The 18,527-nt window shown below is 70.5% G+C and carries 19 protein-coding genes; 9 read left to right on the forward strand and 10 right to left on the reverse strand.

What is annotated here, in order from left to right:
- Positions 1-26 precede the first annotated feature (26 nt).
- Positions 27-227 carry a dodecin gene (locus P2T62_RS13760; RefSeq protein ID WP_254830154.1) on the forward strand — a complete coding sequence of 67 codons (201 nt, stop codon included), beginning with the start codon at positions 27-29 and terminating at the stop codon, positions 225-227.
- A 45-nt stretch (positions 228-272) separates the two neighbouring features.
- Here P2T62_RS13760 and P2T62_RS13765 read toward each other — a convergent pair whose 3' ends face one another.
- On the reverse strand, positions 273-662 hold the full coding sequence (locus tag P2T62_RS13765) for a HesB/IscA family protein (protein WP_276257650.1): 390 nt from the start codon (positions 660-662) through the stop codon (positions 273-275).
- A gap of 93 nt (positions 663-755) precedes the next feature.
- Positions 756-1,235 carry a hypothetical protein gene (locus P2T62_RS13770; RefSeq protein ID WP_276257651.1) on the reverse strand — a complete coding sequence of 160 codons (480 nt, stop codon included), beginning with the start codon at positions 1,233-1,235 and terminating at the stop codon, positions 756-758.
- Between the two features lie 163 nt (positions 1,236-1,398).
- Here P2T62_RS13770 and sucC point away from each other — a divergent pair, with 163 nt between their 5' ends.
- From sucC to P2T62_RS13785, 3 genes are all read left to right on the forward strand, one after another.
- On the forward strand, positions 1,399-2,544 hold the full coding sequence (gene sucC, locus P2T62_RS13775; protein WP_276257652.1) for an ADP-forming succinate--CoA ligase subunit beta: 1,146 nt from the start codon (positions 1,399-1,401) through the stop codon (positions 2,542-2,544).
- Positions 2,541-3,410 (forward strand): succinate--CoA ligase subunit alpha, encoded by an 870-nt coding sequence (sucD, locus tag P2T62_RS13780; protein ID WP_276257653.1) that lies wholly within the window; start codon positions 2,541-2,543, stop codon positions 3,408-3,410. Before sucC ends, sucD begins: the two co-directional genes overlap by 4 nt.
- Positions 3,411-3,596: 186 nt before the next feature.
- Positions 3,597-5,288 (forward strand): PHP domain-containing protein, encoded by a 1,692-nt coding sequence (locus P2T62_RS13785; RefSeq protein WP_276257654.1) that lies wholly within the window; start codon positions 3,597-3,599, stop codon positions 5,286-5,288.
- A 54-nt stretch (positions 5,289-5,342) separates the two neighbouring features.
- Here the strand turns inward: P2T62_RS13785 and P2T62_RS13790 are convergent, their stop codons facing one another.
- On the reverse strand, positions 5,343-6,005 hold the full coding sequence (locus P2T62_RS13790; protein ID WP_276257655.1) for a helix-turn-helix domain-containing protein: 663 nt from the start codon (positions 6,003-6,005) through the stop codon (positions 5,343-5,345).
- Between the two features lie 257 nt (positions 6,006-6,262).
- Between P2T62_RS13790 and P2T62_RS13795 the strand changes: the two genes are divergently transcribed.
- On the forward strand, positions 6,263-7,300 hold the full coding sequence (locus tag P2T62_RS13795; protein WP_276257656.1) for a PGF-CTERM sorting domain-containing protein: 1,038 nt from the start codon (positions 6,263-6,265) through the stop codon (positions 7,298-7,300).
- A 15-nt stretch (positions 7,301-7,315) separates the two neighbouring features.
- Here the strand turns inward: P2T62_RS13795 and P2T62_RS13800 are convergent, their stop codons facing one another.
- Positions 7,316-8,458: an AI-2E family transporter gene (locus P2T62_RS13800; protein ID WP_276257657.1), complete on the reverse strand. Its 1,143-nt coding sequence runs from the start codon at positions 8,456-8,458 to the stop codon at positions 7,316-7,318.
- Between the two features lie 177 nt (positions 8,459-8,635).
- On the opposite strand from P2T62_RS13800, the gene P2T62_RS13805 reads away from it, so the two are divergent.
- On the forward strand, positions 8,636-9,685 hold the full coding sequence (locus P2T62_RS13805) for a hypothetical protein (protein WP_276257658.1): 1,050 nt from the start codon (positions 8,636-8,638) through the stop codon (positions 9,683-9,685).
- Positions 9,686-9,781: 96 nt separating this feature from the next.
- Here the strand turns inward: P2T62_RS13805 and P2T62_RS13810 are convergent, their stop codons facing one another.
- The 5 genes from P2T62_RS13810 to P2T62_RS13830 form a co-directional block, all read right to left on the reverse strand.
- Positions 9,782-10,756, reverse strand: a complete 975-nt coding sequence (locus P2T62_RS13810) for an aldo/keto reductase (RefSeq protein ID WP_276257659.1) — start codon at positions 10,754-10,756, stop codon at positions 9,782-9,784.
- Between the two features lie 59 nt (positions 10,757-10,815).
- On the reverse strand, positions 10,816-11,451 hold the full coding sequence (locus tag P2T62_RS13815; RefSeq protein WP_276257660.1) for a YIP1 family protein: 636 nt from the start codon (positions 11,449-11,451) through the stop codon (positions 10,816-10,818).
- A gap of 467 nt (positions 11,452-11,918) precedes the next feature.
- Complete coding sequence (locus tag P2T62_RS13820) at positions 11,919-12,506, reverse strand: NADPH-dependent FMN reductase (protein ID WP_276257661.1); 588 nt, start codon at positions 12,504-12,506, stop codon at positions 11,919-11,921.
- Between the two features lie 70 nt (positions 12,507-12,576).
- Complete coding sequence (locus P2T62_RS13825) at positions 12,577-12,768, reverse strand: hypothetical protein (RefSeq protein WP_276257662.1); 192 nt, start codon at positions 12,766-12,768, stop codon at positions 12,577-12,579.
- 240 nt (positions 12,769-13,008) lie between these two features.
- Positions 13,009-15,036 carry an AMP-binding protein gene (locus P2T62_RS13830; RefSeq protein WP_276257663.1) on the reverse strand — a complete coding sequence of 676 codons (2,028 nt, stop codon included), beginning with the start codon at positions 15,034-15,036 and terminating at the stop codon, positions 13,009-13,011.
- 196 nt (positions 15,037-15,232) lie between these two features.
- On the opposite strand from P2T62_RS13830, the gene P2T62_RS13835 reads away from it, so the two are divergent.
- Together P2T62_RS13835 and P2T62_RS13840 are read left to right on the forward strand one after the other, a co-directional pair.
- Positions 15,233-15,820, forward strand: coding sequence for a GNAT family N-acetyltransferase (locus P2T62_RS13835; RefSeq protein WP_276257664.1), 588 nt, complete (start codon positions 15,233-15,235; stop codon positions 15,818-15,820).
- Positions 15,821-15,869: 49 nt separating this feature from the next.
- Complete coding sequence (locus P2T62_RS13840; protein WP_276257665.1) at positions 15,870-16,820, forward strand: type IV pilin domain-containing protein; 951 nt, start codon at positions 15,870-15,872, stop codon at positions 16,818-16,820.
- Positions 16,821-16,850: 30 nt separating this feature from the next.
- Here the strand turns inward: P2T62_RS13840 and P2T62_RS13845 are convergent, their stop codons facing one another.
- The gene (locus P2T62_RS13845; protein ID WP_276257666.1) at positions 16,851-17,777 is read right to left on the reverse strand and encodes a DMT family transporter; all 927 of its coding nucleotides are present in this window, start codon (positions 17,775-17,777) and stop codon (positions 16,851-16,853) included.
- Between the two features lie 168 nt (positions 17,778-17,945).
- On the opposite strand from P2T62_RS13845, the gene P2T62_RS13850 reads away from it, so the two are divergent.
- Complete coding sequence (locus tag P2T62_RS13850) at positions 17,946-18,431, forward strand: Lrp/AsnC family transcriptional regulator (protein WP_276257667.1); 486 nt, start codon at positions 17,946-17,948, stop codon at positions 18,429-18,431.
- Positions 18,432-18,527 lie beyond the last annotated feature (96 nt).

Raw genomic sequence — 18,527 nt, forward strand, 5'->3', positions numbered from 1 at the left:
GAGCCGACGGAACCAGTCGCTCGGACATGAGCGTCTACAAGAAGATCGTCCTGATCGGGACCAGCGAGAAGAGCTTCGAAGCCGCCGTCGACAACGCGCTGGACCGCGCGGACTACACCATCGACAACATCCACTGGGCCGAGGTGCAGGACATGGGCGTCGAGATGGCCAGTGTCAGCGGCCGCGAGTACCAGGTCGAGGTCGAGGTCGCGTTCGAGCTGGAGTAATCGAATCGCCGCGTTCTCCTCGTCACGCTCGGGCCGGAGCGGGCCTCAGGTCCGGAACGACTCGCCGCAGCCGCATTCGGAGACGACGTTCGGGTTCTCGACGGTGAAGCCCGCGCCCTGCAGGCCGCCCTCGAAGTCCAGCACGGAGCCCTCGATGTAGTTCATGCTGGCCGGGTCGACGAACACGCGCAGGTCGTGGTGTTCGTAGACGGTGTCGTCGTCCTCGGGCTCGGTGTCGAATCGCATCCCGTAGGAGAGGCCGGCACAGCCGCCCTGCTGGACGAACAGGCGGAGCCCCGCGATGTCCGTGTCCATCCCCTCGCCGGTCAGGAGGTCGAGCGCCTGCTCGGCGGCCTCCTCCGTGACCTGTATCTCGGGGCGCTCCGCGGCCGTCTCCCCGGGGTCGGCGCCTCCCTCGTCGGCGGTGCTGCTCATGTGAGCCCCTTTCGCGCCCGTGGGGGTAACAGTTACGCCGCCTGGTGGGCGGCGGGGTCCACACGTGGTCGAGGAACCGCCACCGGGTCGCCGTCAGCCCCGGTCCGCGGGGGTGGGCCCAGCCCCGGGACCGACGGTGCGGTGGAACCGCCAACCCCAGGCGCCGCTCTCGTCGATGGCGAGGGTCGGTCCCCAGCAGTCGCCCGCCGCTTCGCCAGGGAACCCGAACGCTCGCCACTCACCGCCGTCGACGCGCCCCCGGAGCGCCATGTTCGCCGGCTCCGTGGACCAGGTCCGGTCCACGACGCGCTCGGGCGGGCTGTACGGCGAGGCATCGGGGTCGTGGGGCGGCAGTTCGAGCGTCGTCCGCTGGACCTCCGTGCCGTTCCGCTCGACGACCACCGCTGCGACGTGTGGCTCGTCGTGGTCGTTCGTCGCGGTTACCACGCAGAGCCGCTCCCGGTCGGTGGCCTCGTCGACGCGGTCGACGGCGCGTCCAGCGAGGCTGAGACAACCGGTCGAGAGCGCACCGACGCCCGCTGCCCCGGTGGCCAGAACCTGCCGTCGGTTCACGGGTGACCCCAACCGGACGGCTCCGCCAGTATCTTGTGGCATCGGCCGGTGCAGTCGCGTCCGGCACCGGTCCGCGCCGAAGTGGACGGTCGGTGACCGTACCCCCGGTCATGCCCGGTTCCGATACTACTAACTCGGCGTCACGGGAAGGCCCGTGCGTCAGATGAAACTTCACGAGTACCAGGCGAAAGGAGTCTTCGCCGACGCCGGCATCCCGACGCCGGCATCACAGCTCGCCGAGACCGCCGACGAGGCGGTCGCGGCGGCCGACGACATCGGCTACCCCGTGGCCATCAAGGCGCAGGTACAGGTCGGTGGCCGAGGCAAGGCCGGCGGTATCGAACTGGTCGAGAGTGCCGACGAGGCCCGGGAGGCCGCCGAGCGCATCATCGGGATGGACCTCAAGGGGCTCCACGTCGACAGCGTCCTCGTCGAGGAGGCCGTCGACTTCGTCAACGAGCTGTACATCGGTGTGACGATGGACCGTGGCGAGGGCAAGCCCGTCGCGATGGTCTCGACGAAGGGTGGCGTCGACATCGAGGAGGTCGCCGCCGAGAACCCCGAGGCGATCGCGCGCGAGCACGTCGACCCCGCCTTCGGGCTCCACCCGTACCAGGCCCGCCGGGCGGTGTACGAGGCCGGCGTCGACCGCGACGTGGCCGGCGACGTGGCCTCGGTGCTGACGACGCTGTACAGCCTCTGGGACGACCGCGACGCCACGGAGACCGAGATCAACCCGCTGATGGTCACCAGCGACGACGAGGTCATCGCGGCCGACGCGGTCATGAACATCGACGAGGACGCGCTGTTCCGCCACCCGGACCTGGCGGAGATGGAGGAGGAGACCGCCGAGGACGAGCTCGAGGCCAAGGCCAACGAGTACGGCTTCGACTACGTCCGCCTCGAGGGCAACGTCGGCATCATCGGCAACGGCGCGGGCCTGGTGATGACGACGCTGGACCTCGTCGACTACTACGGCGGCGAGCCCGCCAACTTCCTCGACATCGGGGGCGGCGCGAAGGCCGAGCGCGTCGCGAACGCGCTGGACATGGTGTTCTCCGACGAGAACGTCGACAGCGTGGTGTTCAACATCTTCGGCGGCATCACCCGCGGTGACGAGGTCGCGAAGGGCATCAACGCGGCCCTCGAACAGTTCGACGAGATCCCCAAACCCGTCGTCGTCCGCCTCGCGGGGACGAACGCCGAGGAGGGGATGGAGATCCTGAACACGGAACTGGTCGAAGTGCAGGAGACGCTGGAGGACGCGGTCCAGCGGGCCGTCGCGCGGGCCGAGGAGGTGGACCAATGAGTATCCTAGTCGACGACGAGACGCGTGTGGTCGTACAGGGCATCACCGGCGGCGAGGGCAAGTTCCACGCCGAACAGATGATGGAGTACGGCACCAACGTCGTCGCGGGTGCGGTGCCGGGCAAGGGTGGCCAGGAGGCCGCCGGCGTCCCGGTGTACGACACCGTCCGTGGCGCGGCGCGCGAGGAGGACGCCGACGCCGCCGTCGTCTTCGTCCCGCCGGCGTTCGCGGCGGACGCGCTGTTCGAGGCGCTTGACTCGCCAGTCGACCTCGTGGTCGCCATCACGGAGGGGATCCCGCAGCAGGACATGGCCTCCGTCTACAAGCGCCTCAAGGAGACCGACACGGAGCTCATCGGGCCGAACTGTCCGGGTATCATCACGCCGGGCGAGGCGAAGCTCGGCATCCTCCCGGGCAACATCTTCTCCGAGGGGAACGTCGGCCTCGTCTCCCGCTCGGGGACGCTGACCTACCAGGTCGTCGACAACCTCACCCAGCGCGGCATCGGCCAGACCACCGCCGTCGGCATCGGCGGCGACCCCATCATCGGCACCGACTTCGTCGACGCCCTCGAGCACTTCGAGGCCGACCCCGAGACGAAGGCGGTCGTGATGTGCGGCGAGATCGGCGGCGAGGACGAGGAGGACGCCGCGCGCTACATCTCGCAGTACATGGACACGCCGGTCGCCGGCTTCATCGCCGGCCGCACGGCCCCGCCGGGCAAGCGGATGGGCCACGCCGGCGCCATCGTCAGCGGGAGCGGCACCGGTACCGCCCAGTCGAAGATCGACGCGCTCAACGACGCCGGCGTCCCCGTCGGCGACACCCCGAACGAGGTCGCGGACCACATCGAGGAGTTCCTGTAGCCGACCGGCGGCGCACCTTCGATCCAGGAACCCGGAATTTCTCGGATATACCCCACATTCTCTTCTAACAGGACGCATTAGGAGCCTATCTGTGCGCACAGACTCATCCCCGGCACTACCGACCACCGCTGCGGACCGGTCCAGTCGGCGTGAGCGTTAACTCCCCTGGCCCCCTCCGCCGGGTAGATGAGTCGACGCACCTGGGCCCGGAACGCGCTCGTCGCGCCGGTCGCGGCGTTCGCGCGGGCGGCCCCGTCGCCGGTGGCACTAGCGCGGTCGCTGCGGGTCTCGTTCTCGACGCTGGACGTGGTGGCGCCCTCGGAGGCGGTCGTCGGTGACCCCGTGACGCTCCGCGTGCAGGCCTGGGACGACTACGAGCGACTGGTCCGGGGGTTCGAGGGGGCCGTGGCGCTGGAGACGACCGACCCCAGGGCGACGCTCCCGCGCGAGACGCGGTTCCGGGCGAGCGAGGGCGGCGTCCACCGGGTCGAGGTGACGTTCGAGACGCCCGGCCTGCAGTACGTCCGGGCCGAGGTCGACGGGGTCACGGCGGCCGCGCCCGTCGCGGTGAGCCGCGAGGAGCCCACGCTCCGGACCTACTGGGGTGACATCCACCTCCACTCGCAGTTCTCCGACGGGGTCGGGTCGATGGAGCGGGGGTTCGCGTTCGGGCGCGAGGTGATGGGCCTGGACGTGGTCGCGTACACCGACCACGACACGATGGGCTTCTTCATCCCGCCGGACCTGCAGCGGTGGCTGATGCGCCGGCGGAACCTGCCGAAGATCCGCGAGCGCGTCGAGGCGGCCCATCGCCCCGACGAGTTCGTCACGCTGTTCGGCTACGAGTGGACCAAACAGCCCCACGCCGGCGGCCACGTGAACTGCTACTTCGACGGGACCGACGCCCCGTTCGTCGACTCGCGGTCACCCGACAGCAACACCTACGAGGCCCTCTGGGCACGGCTGCGCGAGTGGCGGGCGGCGAAGGCCCCCCGCCGCGCTGCGAAGGCTGCGGACGACGCCGAGGTACCCCCGGAGGAGGCGACCGACGTGGTGACCATCCCTCACCACCCGGCAGAGGCGATGTACCCGTTCGACTTCGCCGCGACCGAGGTGGACGACGACCTCGCGCCGCTCGTGGAGACGTACTCGCAGTGGGGCTCCAGCGAGCGCCCCGGTGAGGCGGGCAACCGCAAGCCCATCGGCGGCATCGGCCAGGGCGAGGTTGGCGAGCGGGGCCACTACGTGGCCGACGCCCTCGCGATGGGGAACCGGATGGGGCTCGTCGCCGGCTCGGACTACCACGGCCCCCGGCCCGGCCGCTCGCCCATCCACGCGCCGCCACACGTTCCGCCGCTGTCGGAGGTCCGCCGCGACGGCCTCGGCTGGGGGACGGTCTGGCGGCTGATGGCCGAGGACTCGTACGCGGGCGGCCTCACCGCCTTCCGGGCGCCGGCCCTCACGCGGGCGGCAGTCTTCGACGCGCTCCGGACCCGTCGCGTCTACGGGACGACCCAGCCCAACCGCATCCGGACGGCGTTCACCCTCGAGGGGCGACGGCTGTCCGACCCGGACCACGAGGTGTCCGTCGACCCCCGGGGCGAACGGGAGGTCCGGCTCCGGGTCGCCGGCGACGCCCCGCTGGAGTGCGTCGAGGTCGTGAAGAACACCGAGACCTGGCGCACGGTCGATCCCGGTGACGGCCCGGCCGGGTACGAGGACTGGGTCGCGGAGGCGACGCTCGTCGACGGGGCGCCCCTCGCGGGGATGCAGTACGACGGGGAGCGCGGCACCGACGCGGACGCGTACCACCTTCGCGTGGTACAGCGGGACGGCGGGATGGCGTGGGCAGGGCCCCTGTGGGCGGTGCCCGAGTGAGGTGGAGGCCCGGAGCGAGGCAGAAGGGTGAGGAACGGTGCGGTACGTCCGCTCTCAGTGCGACTTGGCGATCTCGGAGAGCATCCGGGCCTCGATCTTCCGGAGGTGCTCGCCCACGGTGGTCGTCGAGAGGTCGAGCGCCGCCGCGATGTCCTCGTGGGTCGCCCGGCGGGGGACCTCGTAGTAGCCGACCTCGACGGCGGTGTCGAGGATCTCCTTCTGGCGCTCGGTGAGCATGGCCGACAGCTCCTGTGACTCGGGGTTGTACTCCGAGAGCTGCTCCAGCTCCAGTCGGATGTTCTCCGGGACGCTCTCGATGGCCCGCTGGACGGTGTCGTCGTCGCCGATGAGTCCCACGCGGATGGCGCCGCTGTCGTCGGCGTCCCATCGGATCGGCGTGTCGATGACGAACTCGTACTCGCGGGTGAGGCTGAGCAGGGCCTCGGTCGTCTCGTTGGGGGTGAAGTGGATGTACGTCTGGATGCCGTCGTCCGTGTCCAGCACCTCGAAATCGAGGACGTCCTCGCTCCCGGAGAGGATCTCGCGCAGGCGCTCTGAGTCCCCGCGGTGGGTCGCCAGCGACACCGCCGTCCCGTCGTCCAGCAGGTTCAGGTGGAGGATGGCCTCCTCCTGGATGTCGGGGTCGTCTCTGAGGCGCTCTTCGGCCGGGTGGAGCCCGCCGGACTCCGGGATGAGGACGATCTTGACGTACCGCATGGGCGAGGGGTACGGTGCGCGTCACAAATAACTACCGTGTGAGATGGTGGTATCGTTTATTACCTTTCAAGACAGGGACGATGTCCTCCGCGGCTCGCACCGCACGACGGCGACGGGACGGGTGGACCGGACCCGGACACGTCGCCGCCTCGAAGGGACCCGGCGTAGACGGCGACCGCTCGGCGGGCGATACGGCACTTGAACCCGGGGACACACCCGGGACAACCGACTTGAGGTTTCGGGGGAACCTCGAGGACGTGACCACCACCCACGCCGGTCGGCTCGTGGCCCTCGCCGTCGTCGGCCTCACCGTCTCGCTGGTCGCGAGTGGGGCCCTTCCGACGGCGGAGGCGAGCGGCCAACCGCCGGCCACGACGGGCCACGGGCTCGAGGGAAACCTGACGTGGGTGATGCTGACGCCCCAGCCCGGGCTGGAGGGCGGTGACATGGAGAACTTCGGCGTCCCGCCACGGGGGTTCACGAAGGTCGACTTCGTCCGTGTGACCTGGGTCGACGGTGGCTTCGCCGGCTGTGGCGCCGGCAACGCGGAGGTGTTCGGTATCGACCGGCGGAACGACGACCCCGGGACGACGGTCGACCAGAGCCTCTTCGCCAGCATCAAGTCGACGACGGTGACCGAGGACGTGTTCAAGGCGGAGTTCTACGACGAGGGCGACTTCGGCGGCTCCCCGCCGACGTTCAACGAGGGCGACCAGCTGGTCGGCAAGACGACCGGCTGCATCGACACCGCCGACGAGCCGGGCTGGTACCAGGTCTCCTCGACCATCGCCTCGAAGGACGGGCGCTTCGAGGCGAACTCCCACTACTTCTACGTCTGCGACTGCGCGAGCGAGCAGGCGGCCCGCCGGCAACTCGGGCCACCGCCGTCGGAGGCGACACCGACACCCACACCGACCGCCACGCCGACGCCGACAGCGACACCCACGCCGACGGCCGAGCCGACACCCACCCGGACCCCGCCCGACGAGGGCACCCCGTTCCCCTCCTCGACGCCGACCGCGACTGCCACGCCCACCCCGGAACCGATAGCCACCGCCACGCCGACCACGACGGCACAGCCCGCCGCGACGGCGACCGGGACCGTCGTGGCGGACGACACGGCGCCCGCGGGGGAGCCGGGCACGGCGGCCGAGTCACCGACCCCGACCGAGCCCGGCAACTGGTCCGCCATCGTCCGGCAGTCGCCGACCGCCTCCAGCGGGCCGGGATTCGGCGTGGTGGCGGCGCTCGCTGGCGTACTCGCGATGGGGCTGCTCGTCCAGCGACGGGACTGAGCGCTGGCACCGGAGTCACTCCGGGCCGCCGGGGTCGGAGCCGAGGCTGGAGGGGCCGCTGACCTCGGGGGTCAGCTCCCTGCCGCGGACCAGCTCCGGGAGGACGATACGCGAGGTCTGGACGACCAGCACCAGCACCAGCGGTCCGAGGAAGATGCCGTACCAGCCGAAGACGGTCGCACCGAGGATGTACGAGAGCATCGTCGCGCCGGTGTGGAGTTCCCGCCCGGCGAGGTACGGCCGGACGACCGTCTGCGGGAGGATGTCGAGGAGGAGGAGCGCCACGAGGAACAGCGCGACCGGGTAGACGAGCAGCGAGGCGTCCCCCTGCCCCTGGAGCGCCGAGACCCCCAGCAGTCCCGTCAGCGGGACGTAGACCAGCTTCCCGACGACGATGGGGACGAAGCTGGCGAGGCCGGTCGCGAGCGCGAGCGCCGTCGGGATGGGCATCTGGACCGCTGCGGGCGCGACGAGGTTGTAGCCGTTGTAGACGACGGCGGCCCCGACGGCGACCAGCGCGACCGTGAAGACGTTGCCCAGGTAGACCGTCTCGAGGTCGCGGTCGACCGCCCGAAGGAAGGCGTCCAGGGTCGATTCCTCGGCGAACAGGTACTCCCGGGACCAGCGGTAGAGCCGGTCGCCGTCCTGGAGGAGGAAGTAGGCGACGGCGGCGGCGACCAGCAGGACGAACAGGATGCCGCTGGCAGCGCCGGCCAGCGCCAGGACCGCCTCCGCCACCCGGCGGGCGGCGTCGGCGTTGCTCGTCACGAGCGCGACGGGTTCGTTCAGCGCCGTCTGCACGACCGACCGGCGCGAGCCCGCGAGCGAGCTGTCGAGGTACGGCGCGAGCAGCGAACTCACGGTGAGCGAGCGTCCCGCGAACACCGCGAGTAGCTCCCGAGCCGCCACGAGCACGACGTAGCCGACCGCCGCCACCAGCGGGAGGATGACCACCAGGAAGGTCACCGTGGCCGCGGTGTCCGAGGCGAGGTGCCGGTCGACGCGGTCGTTCAACGGCCGCACGACGTAGTAGATGAACAGCCCCAGGACGAGCGTCCCCAGGACATCGAGCACGACGAACGCGAGCAGGGCGGCCAGCGCACCGACGGCGAGCCACCAGGCCAGCCGGTCGGGCGCACGCGCGGGTTCGAGGTCCATGCGCGGCCCGAGGACGCGCTCCCTGAAACGAGATGGGGCTACAGCGTGACCCGTCCGACCGCCCCGAGCCGACCGCACGACTCGCCCGCGGTATCACCCCCGATATCAACGTCCCCGTGATGGGCGGGATAACCCCTACCCGGCGGTGGCCACACGTACGAACCAAGCGAGACGAACATGGACAGGACACAACCGATGGCGGTACTGGTGCTCGTCGCGGTCGTCGCGGCGGGACTCGTCGGGCCGACGCTCGTCGGGTCCGCGGCCGACGGCACCGGCGGCGTCGCCGCGGCCGACCACGGGATCGAGGAGCAGGGGAACTTCACCGTCGTTCCGAGCCGACAGCCGGGGCTCGATGACGCCGATATGCGGAGCTTCGCCGTTCCGAATCGCGGGTTCAAGCAGATCGACTTCATCCGCGCGACGTGGCAGGAGGGCGGCTTCAGCGGGTGCGGGGCGGCCAACGGCGAGGCGTTCGGCGTCGACCGGGGGAACGACGACCCCGGGACCCAGACGGACGAGAGCTTCAGGAGCAACGTCAAGTCGACGACCGTCACCGAGGACGTGTTCAAGGCGGAGTTCTACGACGAGGGCGACTTCGGCGGCTCCCCGCCCACGCTGAACAAGGGCGACCAGTTCGTCAACTTCGTCACGGACTGCATCGACACGCCCGACGAGCCCGGCTGGTACCAGCTCGAGTCCACGACCGCCGGTACGGACGGGGAGGTGAGCGTCACCTCGCACTACTTCTACATCTGTGACTGCGCGAGCGAGCAGGAGGCCCGCCAGCAGCTCGGCCCGCCGCCGTCGGAATCGACGCCCACCCCCACGCCGACGGCGACGCCCACGCCGACCGCCACCCCCACACCGACCCCGGAGCCGACGCCAACCCGGACCCCGCCGGACGAGGGGACGCCCTTCCCCTCGCCGACGCCGACGGCCACCCCCACACCCACTCCCGAACCGACGCCGACCGCCACGCCAACCGCGACGGCGACGGCCGCCTCGACGACGGCGGCGGGTGGGGACGACGACGGCAGTGAGAGCGCGGACGCCGAGAGCGGCCCGGCAGCCACCGAGACGCCGACACCGACGAAACCGGGCAACTGGTCGGACGTGGTCCGTCAGTCACCGACCGCGGCCGAGGGGCCCGGATTCGGGGCGCCGGGCGCGCTGGCGGGCGCGTTGCTCGCCGGCGGCCTGCTCGCGGCTCGACGGCGCGACTGAGCGGTCCACCCGCTCTGCAGGACGTTGCGGCGACGTGGACGTCGGACATCCGATAGCCGCCGATACGAGAGTCGCCGGTGACACCTCGTCCGGCCCTCACTCGTGGCCCGAGACGGGCACCGGCTCGTACGGCTCCTCCAGGTGCTCGATGTCCGAGTCCGACAGCGAGATGTCCAGCGCGGCGACGGCGTCCTCCAGGTGCTCGATGCTCGACGTGCCGATGATGGGCGCGTCCACCCACTCCTTGTGGAGCAGCCACGCCAGCGCGATCTGGGCCATCGAGGCGTCCTTCTCGGCGGCGAGCTCCTCGACACGCTCGTTCACCTCGCGGCCACCGTTGTCGGCGTACGGGTGGGCCTGCGCGTAGTCGTCGGTCTCGGCGCGGGTCGTGGTGAGGTACTCCTCGTGGGGACGGGCGAGGAACCCACGCGCCAGCGGCGACCACGGCATGACGCCGATGTTCTCCCGCTCGCAGAGCGGGAGCATCTCGCGCTCCTCCTCGCGATACGCGAGGTTGTAGTGGTTCTGCATGGTGGCGAACCGCTCCAGCCCGAGCCGGTCGCTCGTGTGGAGCATATCTGCGAACTGGTGGGCCCACATCGACGAGCCGCCGATGTAGCGGACCTTCTCGCGCCGGACGGCATCGTCGAGCGCCCGGAGCGTCTCCTCGACGGGCGTCTTGTAGTCGTAGCGGTGGGTCTGGTAGAGGTCGATGGTGTCGACGCCGAGGCGCTCGCGGGAGGCGTCCAGTTGCTGCTCGATGGTCTTCCGGGAGAGGCCGCCGGAGTTCGGGTCGTCGTCGTCCATCTGGAAGAAGACCTTCGTCGCGATGACCTGTTCCTCGGCGTCCTCGCCGAGGGCGTCGCCGAGGATGCGCTCGGACTCGCCGCGCGAGTACATGTTGGCGGTGTCGAAGAAGTTGATGCCGAGGTCGCGGGCACGCTCGACGAGTTCGTGGCCGAACTCCGAGCCACGGACCCACTCGCGCCAGTCCGAGTCGCCGAAGCTCATACAGCCCAGGCAGAGTCGGGAGACCGTCATGCCGGTGTCACCGAGTGTGGTGTACTCCATGCGCGAGCGACTCGCCGGCACAGCAAAAAGGTGGCTGGGGATGGCTCCCGGCCGGTCGCCTACCCCGGCGTGTTCCCGGTTCCCGCTCGCGGGTCCGGTGTCAGGTCGACGCCGGCCAGCGTCTCGAACGCCGCGACGCCGCCAAAGGCGTAGCCGAACACGATGAGCGCCGGGAGCGCCCCGGCGGCCGCGGCCCGCGCGATGCTGGTCTCGTGAACCACTGCCAGCCCCACGACCAGGAGGACGGCACCGTAGAGCGCGGCCACCAGCCGGAGGCCGGGAACGGGAAGCGCCGCGAACACCCCCGGCGCGGACGCGTACGCGACCACCTGCACCGTCTCGGAGACGCCGGCGCGGTCGCGGACGAACGGCCGGAGCAGGACCGTCTGGACGGCCGCGGTCAGGTGGAGCAGGACGGGCGCCACGAACAGCCCGGCGACCAGGAAGGTGAACGCCGCCGACAGGACCGGCCGTCCGAGGTAGACCGGGAAGGTGTCGGGGACGAGCGCCCCCCGGAGGGCGACGTGGACGAGCGTGACCGCGATGGCGAAGACGAGCCCCGGCGCCTGGTCGCCGGGGGCGACCCCGTTCTCGAAGAACCGCCGGGGCCGGATCAGGACCTCGACCCATGCCCGCGCGAGCCCGACGGGGCCGCGTGCGCGTCCGCCCTCCGGGTTCTCGACCCAGGTTGTCACGTCCACGGATAGGACCGAGCGCCGTTTGAGGGTTCCCATCCCGGCGACACGACGGGGATACGTGTGCGTGTGAAGCCGTCCCGACACCCACCGACGCGAGCGCCGTGCGTTCCACCAGGACCGAGACGACCGGCGGACTCATCGAGCGCGAACTGCTCGACGAACCGCACGTCGCCGGGCGACGGGATCCGAGTCCGGGCGTCGTCCACCGTCGCCGGGCGACGGGATCCGAGTCCGGGCGTCGTCCACCGCCGCCGAGGAGGGGGCGCGGCCGTCGGCCGTCGCGGCGGCGTTCGACCCCGACCCCGCGAGTTCGACCTCGACCCCACTGTCGGTCCATCGCGCACTCGCGTCCGATGAGGACCACCCGGGGTGATGGCGTCGGTCCGGGCCGAGCCGAGCGGGAGTCGGCCTTCGAGACGTGCCGCGAGGAGCGGACCGATGCCGACGGCACCGACCGACCCGGTTCAGTCGTCCGCGCCCGCGCCCTTGTTCTCCAGCGCCTCCGCACACCGCGGGTCCGGTTCGATGTTCGCGTACTCGACGACGCGCCGGCCGAGGACATCGACCCGCTCGGCCAGCCCCTCGTCGACGAGTTCCTCCCCCTGGAACTTGCCGGAGACGCTCGGGAGGCCGACCTGATGGGGGACGACCCAGGCGTTGAGCGCGCGGCAGACCGAGCGCAGGTGCTCCAGCGGCGTCGTCGGGAACGCACCGCCCGCGACACAGAGCAGGCCGACGGTCGTGTCCTCGAACTCGTCGAAGCCGCAGTAGTCGAGCGCGTTCTTCAGCACCGAGGAGTAGGACCCGTGGTAGGAGGGCGTCCCGAGGATGACCGAGTCGGCGCGCTGGACCGCCGCGGTCAGGCGGTCGGCGTCGCCCGGCTCGTCCGCGTCGGCGTCGTAGACGGGCAGGTCGTACTCGCGGAGGTCGAGCAGTTCCGTGGTGGCGCCGCGCCGGTCGGCCTCGCGCAGCGCGCGCTCGACGGCCAGACGGGTGTAACTCCGGTCGCGGAGGCTGCCGGCGATGCCGACGATGTGTGGCTGCTGACTCATGCGCACCCGTTGAGGTCTCAGCGGCTTAGCTTCCCGTGAAGTACGCGCCGCGAGGCCCGTTCCCGTGACCCTACAGCACGCCGTTCGGAAGCAACTCGTGATGGCAGTCCAGGCAGGCGCTGAGTCCGTGCCGGTCGAAGCAGCGCCGCTGGCGCTCGCAGAGTTCACACGCCGTCCGGGCGCCGATTCGGGGCCCGGACCGGCTCTCCCTCCGGTACGGGTTGATATCGGTTCCGCCTCCGTCCTCGGAGGTATCGAACATTCGGTGGTCGGGTTTGGGGACGCCGACGTAAACGTCTGTTCGCGGTGTGCTCCAGGGGTACAAGTCGGGCACCGTCACCCGTCCGAACAGCGGCTCGTGGATCGACACGATATCCCCACCAAAACCACCACTTCATAGATATTCGGCAATCTACCAGACAATAACTGTCTTTGTCCAACAGATGCCCGAGTTCGGAGATAATGTGATTCGCCCAGAGCGGACCGGGCGCCAGCGGCGCGCCTACCGTGCGTCCTCGATCTCCTCGATGGCCTCGGGGTTCTCGATGGAGGAGAGGTCGCCCAGGTCCTCGCCCGTGTGGGTCGCCTGGATGACCCGGCGAACGATCTTCCCGGACTGGGTCATCGGGAAGGCGTCGACGAAGAGGAGTTCGCGCGGGCGGAACGGCTTGCCCAGCTCCTCGCCGACGTGGTCGCGCAGCTCCTCGCGCAGCGCGTCGGACTCCTCGACATCGGGTTCGAGCTGGACGAAGGTCACGACCGCGGTGCCGGTGGTGTCGTCGGGGACGCCGATGGCGGCCGCCGCGTTGACGGCGTCGTGGTCGATGAGCGCGCCCTCGACCTCCGCGGGGCCGACCTTCCGACCGGCGACGTTGAGCGCGTCGTCGGCCCGGCCGTGGAGGAACCAGAAGCCGTCCTCGTCCTCCTGGGCCCAGTCGCCGTGGTCCCACATGTCCTCGAAGCGGCCCCAGTACTCGTCGAGGTAGCGCTCGTCGCCCGACCAGAGGGACTTCGTCATCGACGGGCACGAATCGCGCGCGACGAGGTAGCCGCGCTCGTGGCTGTCCCGGATGGACTCGCCCTTCGCGTTCACGATGTCGATGTCCATACCGAGGCCCGGCGAGCCCAGGGTACAGGGCTTGAGCGGCTGGCCGGGCAGGGGCATCAGGAAGCAGCCGAAGATCTCCGTACCACCGGAGATGTTGATGATGGGACAGCGCTCGCCGCCGACCTGCTCGTAGAACCACATCCAGGATTCGGGGTCCCAGGGCTCGCCCGTCGAGCCGAGCAGGCGGAGGCTGGAGAGGTCGTGGTCCTCGACCCACTCGTCACCCTTCTTGCGGAGCGCGCGGATGGCGGTCGGCGAGATGCCGAAGACGGTGAGGTCGTGCCGGTCGATCATCGCCCAGAAGCGGTCGGGCTCGGGGTGGTCCGGCGCCCCCTCGTACATGAAGATGTTCCCGGCGAAGGTGTGGTTCCCGATGAGCGTCCACGGCCCCATCATCCAGCCGATGTCCGAGACCCAGAAGAACCGATCCGAGGGCTCGTGATCGAAGCCGAAGTAGATCTCCTTCGCCGCCTGCATCTGGGCGCCGGCGTGCGTGTGGACGATGCCCTTCGGCTTGCCGGTCGTGCCCGAGGAGTAGAGCAGCATACACGGGTCGGAGGCGTCCGTCTCGACGGTGTCGAACGCGTCGTCCTGTGCCCCCACGGCCTCGCTCCAGAACTCGTCGCGGCCGTCGGTCATCGGCGGGTCGCTATCGCCGGACTGCGTCCGGCTCTCCGAGGCGTCCGAGGACGCCTCGCTGTCCTCGAAGCGACGGTAGACGACGACGCTCCCCACGTCGGTGTCGGCTTCCTCGATGGCCTCGTCGGCGGGCTCCTTCAGGCCGACCTCGCTTCCCCGGCGGTAGAACCCATCCGCCGTGAAGAGGAGGTCCACCTCGGGGTCCTCGATGCGCGTGGCCGTGGCGTCCACACCGAACCCGGAGAAGATGGGCACCGCGATGGCGCCGGCCTTGAAGATGCCGTACATGATGGCCGTGACCTCCGGCACCATCGGCATGTACAGCCCCACGGTGTCGCCCTTCTCGATGCCGCGCTCGCGGAGGCAGTTGGCGACCTGGTTGGCCTGGCGTGCGAGCTCGTGGAAGGTCGTCTCCCGGACCTCGCCGTCCTCGCCCTCCCACGTGATGGCGACGCGGTTGCGCTCGGGCGCGCCGAGCTGGGCCCAGCGGTCGACCGTGTTGTGCGCGACGTTGATGGAGCCGCCGGGGTACCACTCCGTGAACTGCGGCCCGTCGCTGTCGTCACGGACGGAGTCGTACTCCTCGTACCACTCGACGCCGAGGTACTCCGGGAGTGCGTCCCAGAACCACTCCACGTCGTCGGCCGAGGCCGCGATGAGTTCCTCCAGCGAGTCGTAACCGTGTTCCTGTGCGAACTCGTAGGCGTTCGTCCCCTCGACGTAGCCCTCGGGTGGTTCGAAGACCACCCGATCGGTCTCCTCGAGTGTGGTGTCGGACGGCATCGTACCCCGTGGTGCGACCGGACCCGACAAGAAACCTTCCGAACGGGGCAACGAGCAACCAGTTTGGTGTGTATCCACCGTGGCCGGCCCGGGAACCAGGGCGGGCCGGGGGCTCCGAACGACCGGCGCCGGCGACCGTGTCATCTCCACACCCGCGGCCTACACACTTTAGCGTGTCAGGGGTCAATGGCTGCTCATGTACGTTCGGGACGCGCGCAACCGGGACGAGGCGTGGCTACTGGACGGGATCGAGGCGATGGGCCTCGACGAGACAGCGTTCCGATCACGGGACTACGTCATCGCGGTCGACAACGAGTCCGACACGCGCGCGGGCTTCGGTCGCCTGCGCTACCACCCGACGCCGAGCGACCCGGAGGTGGCCGAGCTGACGAGCATCGGCGTGATGGACGGCTGGCGGAACCAGGGCGTCGGCGCCCACGTCATCGAGCGGCTCGTCGACACCGCGGAGATGGAGGGGTTCGGCCGGGTCTACTCGCTGACCAGCGAGCACGAGTACCTCTCACAGTTCGGCTTCCACCCCGTGGAGAGCGAAGACCTGCCCGCGGTGCTGCGCGACCGGCTGGAGGCCAAACGCGAGGAACTGGACCCCGAGGCCATCCCGATGGCCATCGACCCGGACCGGTTCCGGATGCCCGAGGCGCTGCGCGAGCGGTTCAAGCGCGCCGCCGAGGCGGTCGACGAACCCGAGGAGCCCGAGGAGACCCCCGAGGACTTCGGCATCGACCCCGACGAGGCCACGTACAAGTACGACACCGGCTCGTAGCGGACGGCTCGTCGGTACGGTTTAGTTATCCCGGCGTGAGGGCGGAGATATGCCCTCTCGACGGCAGTTCCTGCTGAGTAGCGCAGCACTCGGCGCGATGACCCTCCCCGGTACCGCGGCCGCGGGTTCCAGTCGGCCGACGGCCGACGTGGACGCCGCCCTGGACGGCTTCGGCTCCGGTGCGGTCAGTGGTCGCGTCGCCCCCCGTGCGCTCCCGCGCATCGGCGAGGCCGCCACCCGCGTCGCGGCCGAGGCCCCCGAGGTCGCCGACGGTGTGGCCGGCCGACTCCCCACGGCCACGGACGCGCTCGCGGCGCCCGACGGTACGCTCGGCGCACTCGGGGAGGCACCCCTGCACGTGGAGACGGTCGCCCCGGCCATCGACGGTGTCGACGCGCTCGCGGTCGGTATCGACTTCACCACCCGCGGGCCCGTCGTCCGGGCGCGCGTGACGGGCACGGATGGCGCACCCTCGCGCGCGGCGGCGCTGGACGCGCTCGCCGATGCGGGCCTCCCCGTCGCCGCGCTTGACCCGTTCGCCATCGCGGACAGCGACGACCTCGCGCTGTACGCCGGCGTCGCCGACCGGGACGACGAACAGCCGTTCATCCTCGCCCTGTTGCTCGTCGTCCTCGCCGCAGTCGTCGGGACGTTCGTACTGGGGCTCGGCAGCAGCGTGGGTTCCAGCGGGGGGTCCAGCGGGAGCGCGAGGGAGGCCCCGCAGGTGTCGTTCTCGTTCGATTACAGCGCCGACAACCAGCTCGTGACCATCATCCACAACGGCGGGGACAGCGTCGACGCGAGCGAACTGCAGGTCGTCTACGAGTCCGACGGGAGCACCGCGGTCGAACGCTGGCGTGACGACGACGACGGGACCGTCACCGCGGGCGACTCGTTCACCACCCGCCGGCCCATCGACTCCGGGGCGACGCTCCGTGTCGTCTGGCAGAACAGCGACGGGAGCGGCGGGGCGGTGCTGGGCGCGTTCGAGGCACCGTAGGGCACGCGACACGACCCCCTTCACGGCTTCTCAGGCACCCGTCGTCCGCGCCCTCGAGACGACCGCCAGCAGCGCCTCGTGCTTCACGAGCAGGAAGCCGGCCGCGACCAGCAGGAACCCCAGCACCGCGCCCGCCGACGGCACGTACCCGAACAGCCCCCAGGCGAGCGCCGCGGCGGTGACCGGTTCGGCGTAGTCGACGAGGCTGGCCTCGGTCGCACCGACGGTCCCCAGCAGGTAGAAGTAGAGGAGGAAGGCGACGACCCCCGAACCGAGGACGAGGAAGGCGAGCGCGCCGACCGCGGTGGGTGACGTGGGCAGCGCCTGTCGCTCGCCGCCCAGGAGGCTCCCCGCGTGGAGCGCGCCGGCGCCGAGGAGCATCCCCCAGCCCTGGAGCGCCCCGGGCGTGAGCCGCGGCGAGAGTCGGCGGACAAGCACCGTCCCGAGCGCCCACAGCACCGTGGCGCCGAGGATGAGCGCGACGCCAACGGGCGGGGCGGCGCCGACGCTCCCGGGCGCGCTGACGACGACGACGCCGAGGAACCCGAGCGCGACTCCGCCGTAGCCGGCCGGGGCGAGCCGCTCGTCGTCGAGGAGGACGGCGGCGAACAGGGCCGTGAGGACCGGCACCAGTGCGACGACCGCCGCGGCGACGGCTCCCGGGACGGTGGTCTGCCCGACGTACAGCAGCGCGTGGTAGCCGGCGATGAGCAGCGCCCCGACGAGACCGACCGCGAGCAGGTCGTCGCGCGTCCGGGGCAGCCAGACGCCGCGGAGCGCCCCCCACGCGAGCACGAACACGCCCGCGAGGTCGTACCGGAGCGCGGCGAACAGCAGCGGCGGCACCTCGTCCACCCCGGCCTCGATGGCGACGAACGACCCACCCCAGAGCGTGGCAAGCACGACGAACGCGAGCCCGACCGTTGGGAACTCGCTCCAACTATCTCCCACAGACATGATTCCAGTTCAACCGAATCGGCGTAGAGTTGTTAAACTCTTCTATCAATGTCGAGTGGATAGCTGTACCAGATTCGAGGATGATGGCCGGTAGCTAGGACCAGTCCGGATATCGCCGACCACTGTCGGGGACGGTGGAGTATTGGGCCCTCCCCGGGACCGACCAGTATGGATGAACGCGACGTTCGCATCCTGAAGGCCATCGCGGACCTCGAGACGGGGAGCCCCGAGCGGCTCCACGAGGCGACCGACATCCCGGTCTCCACGATCCACTACCGGCTGAACAACCTCCGCGAGGCCGGCGTCATCGAGAACGATCTCTACGACTTCGACCTCGACGAACTCGGCCTCGGCGTGACCGTGCTGGTGGAGGTACTGGCGGACTACTCCGGGCACCACGAGGCCGTCGCCGAGGCGATCCAGGAGATCGAAGGCGTGACACACCTCTTCTCGACGATGGGGGAGACGGACTTCGTGGCGCTCGCGCAGCTGCCGGGCGACGACACCGTGGGGGAACTGCTCCGGGCCTTCGAGGAGGTCCCGGAGGTCGAACGGACCAACTCGACGTACGTCATCGATACCCTCTACGAGGACGACCGCGCGCTGTCGTCGTACGGTATCGAGTCGCTGCTCTCTCACCTGGCCGACGAGTGAGTGGTCGGCGCCGGGGGTCCCCGGTGCGGGTCCGACCCGGCGGCACGGGTGAGGGCCAGCCGCGTCCCGACCATTCAAGCGGGCCGCCGTGGTAGC

The organism is Haloglomus litoreum (assembly GCF_029338515.1).
Lineage (GTDB): Archaea > Halobacteriota > Halobacteria > Halobacteriales > Haloarculaceae > Haloglomus > Haloglomus litoreum.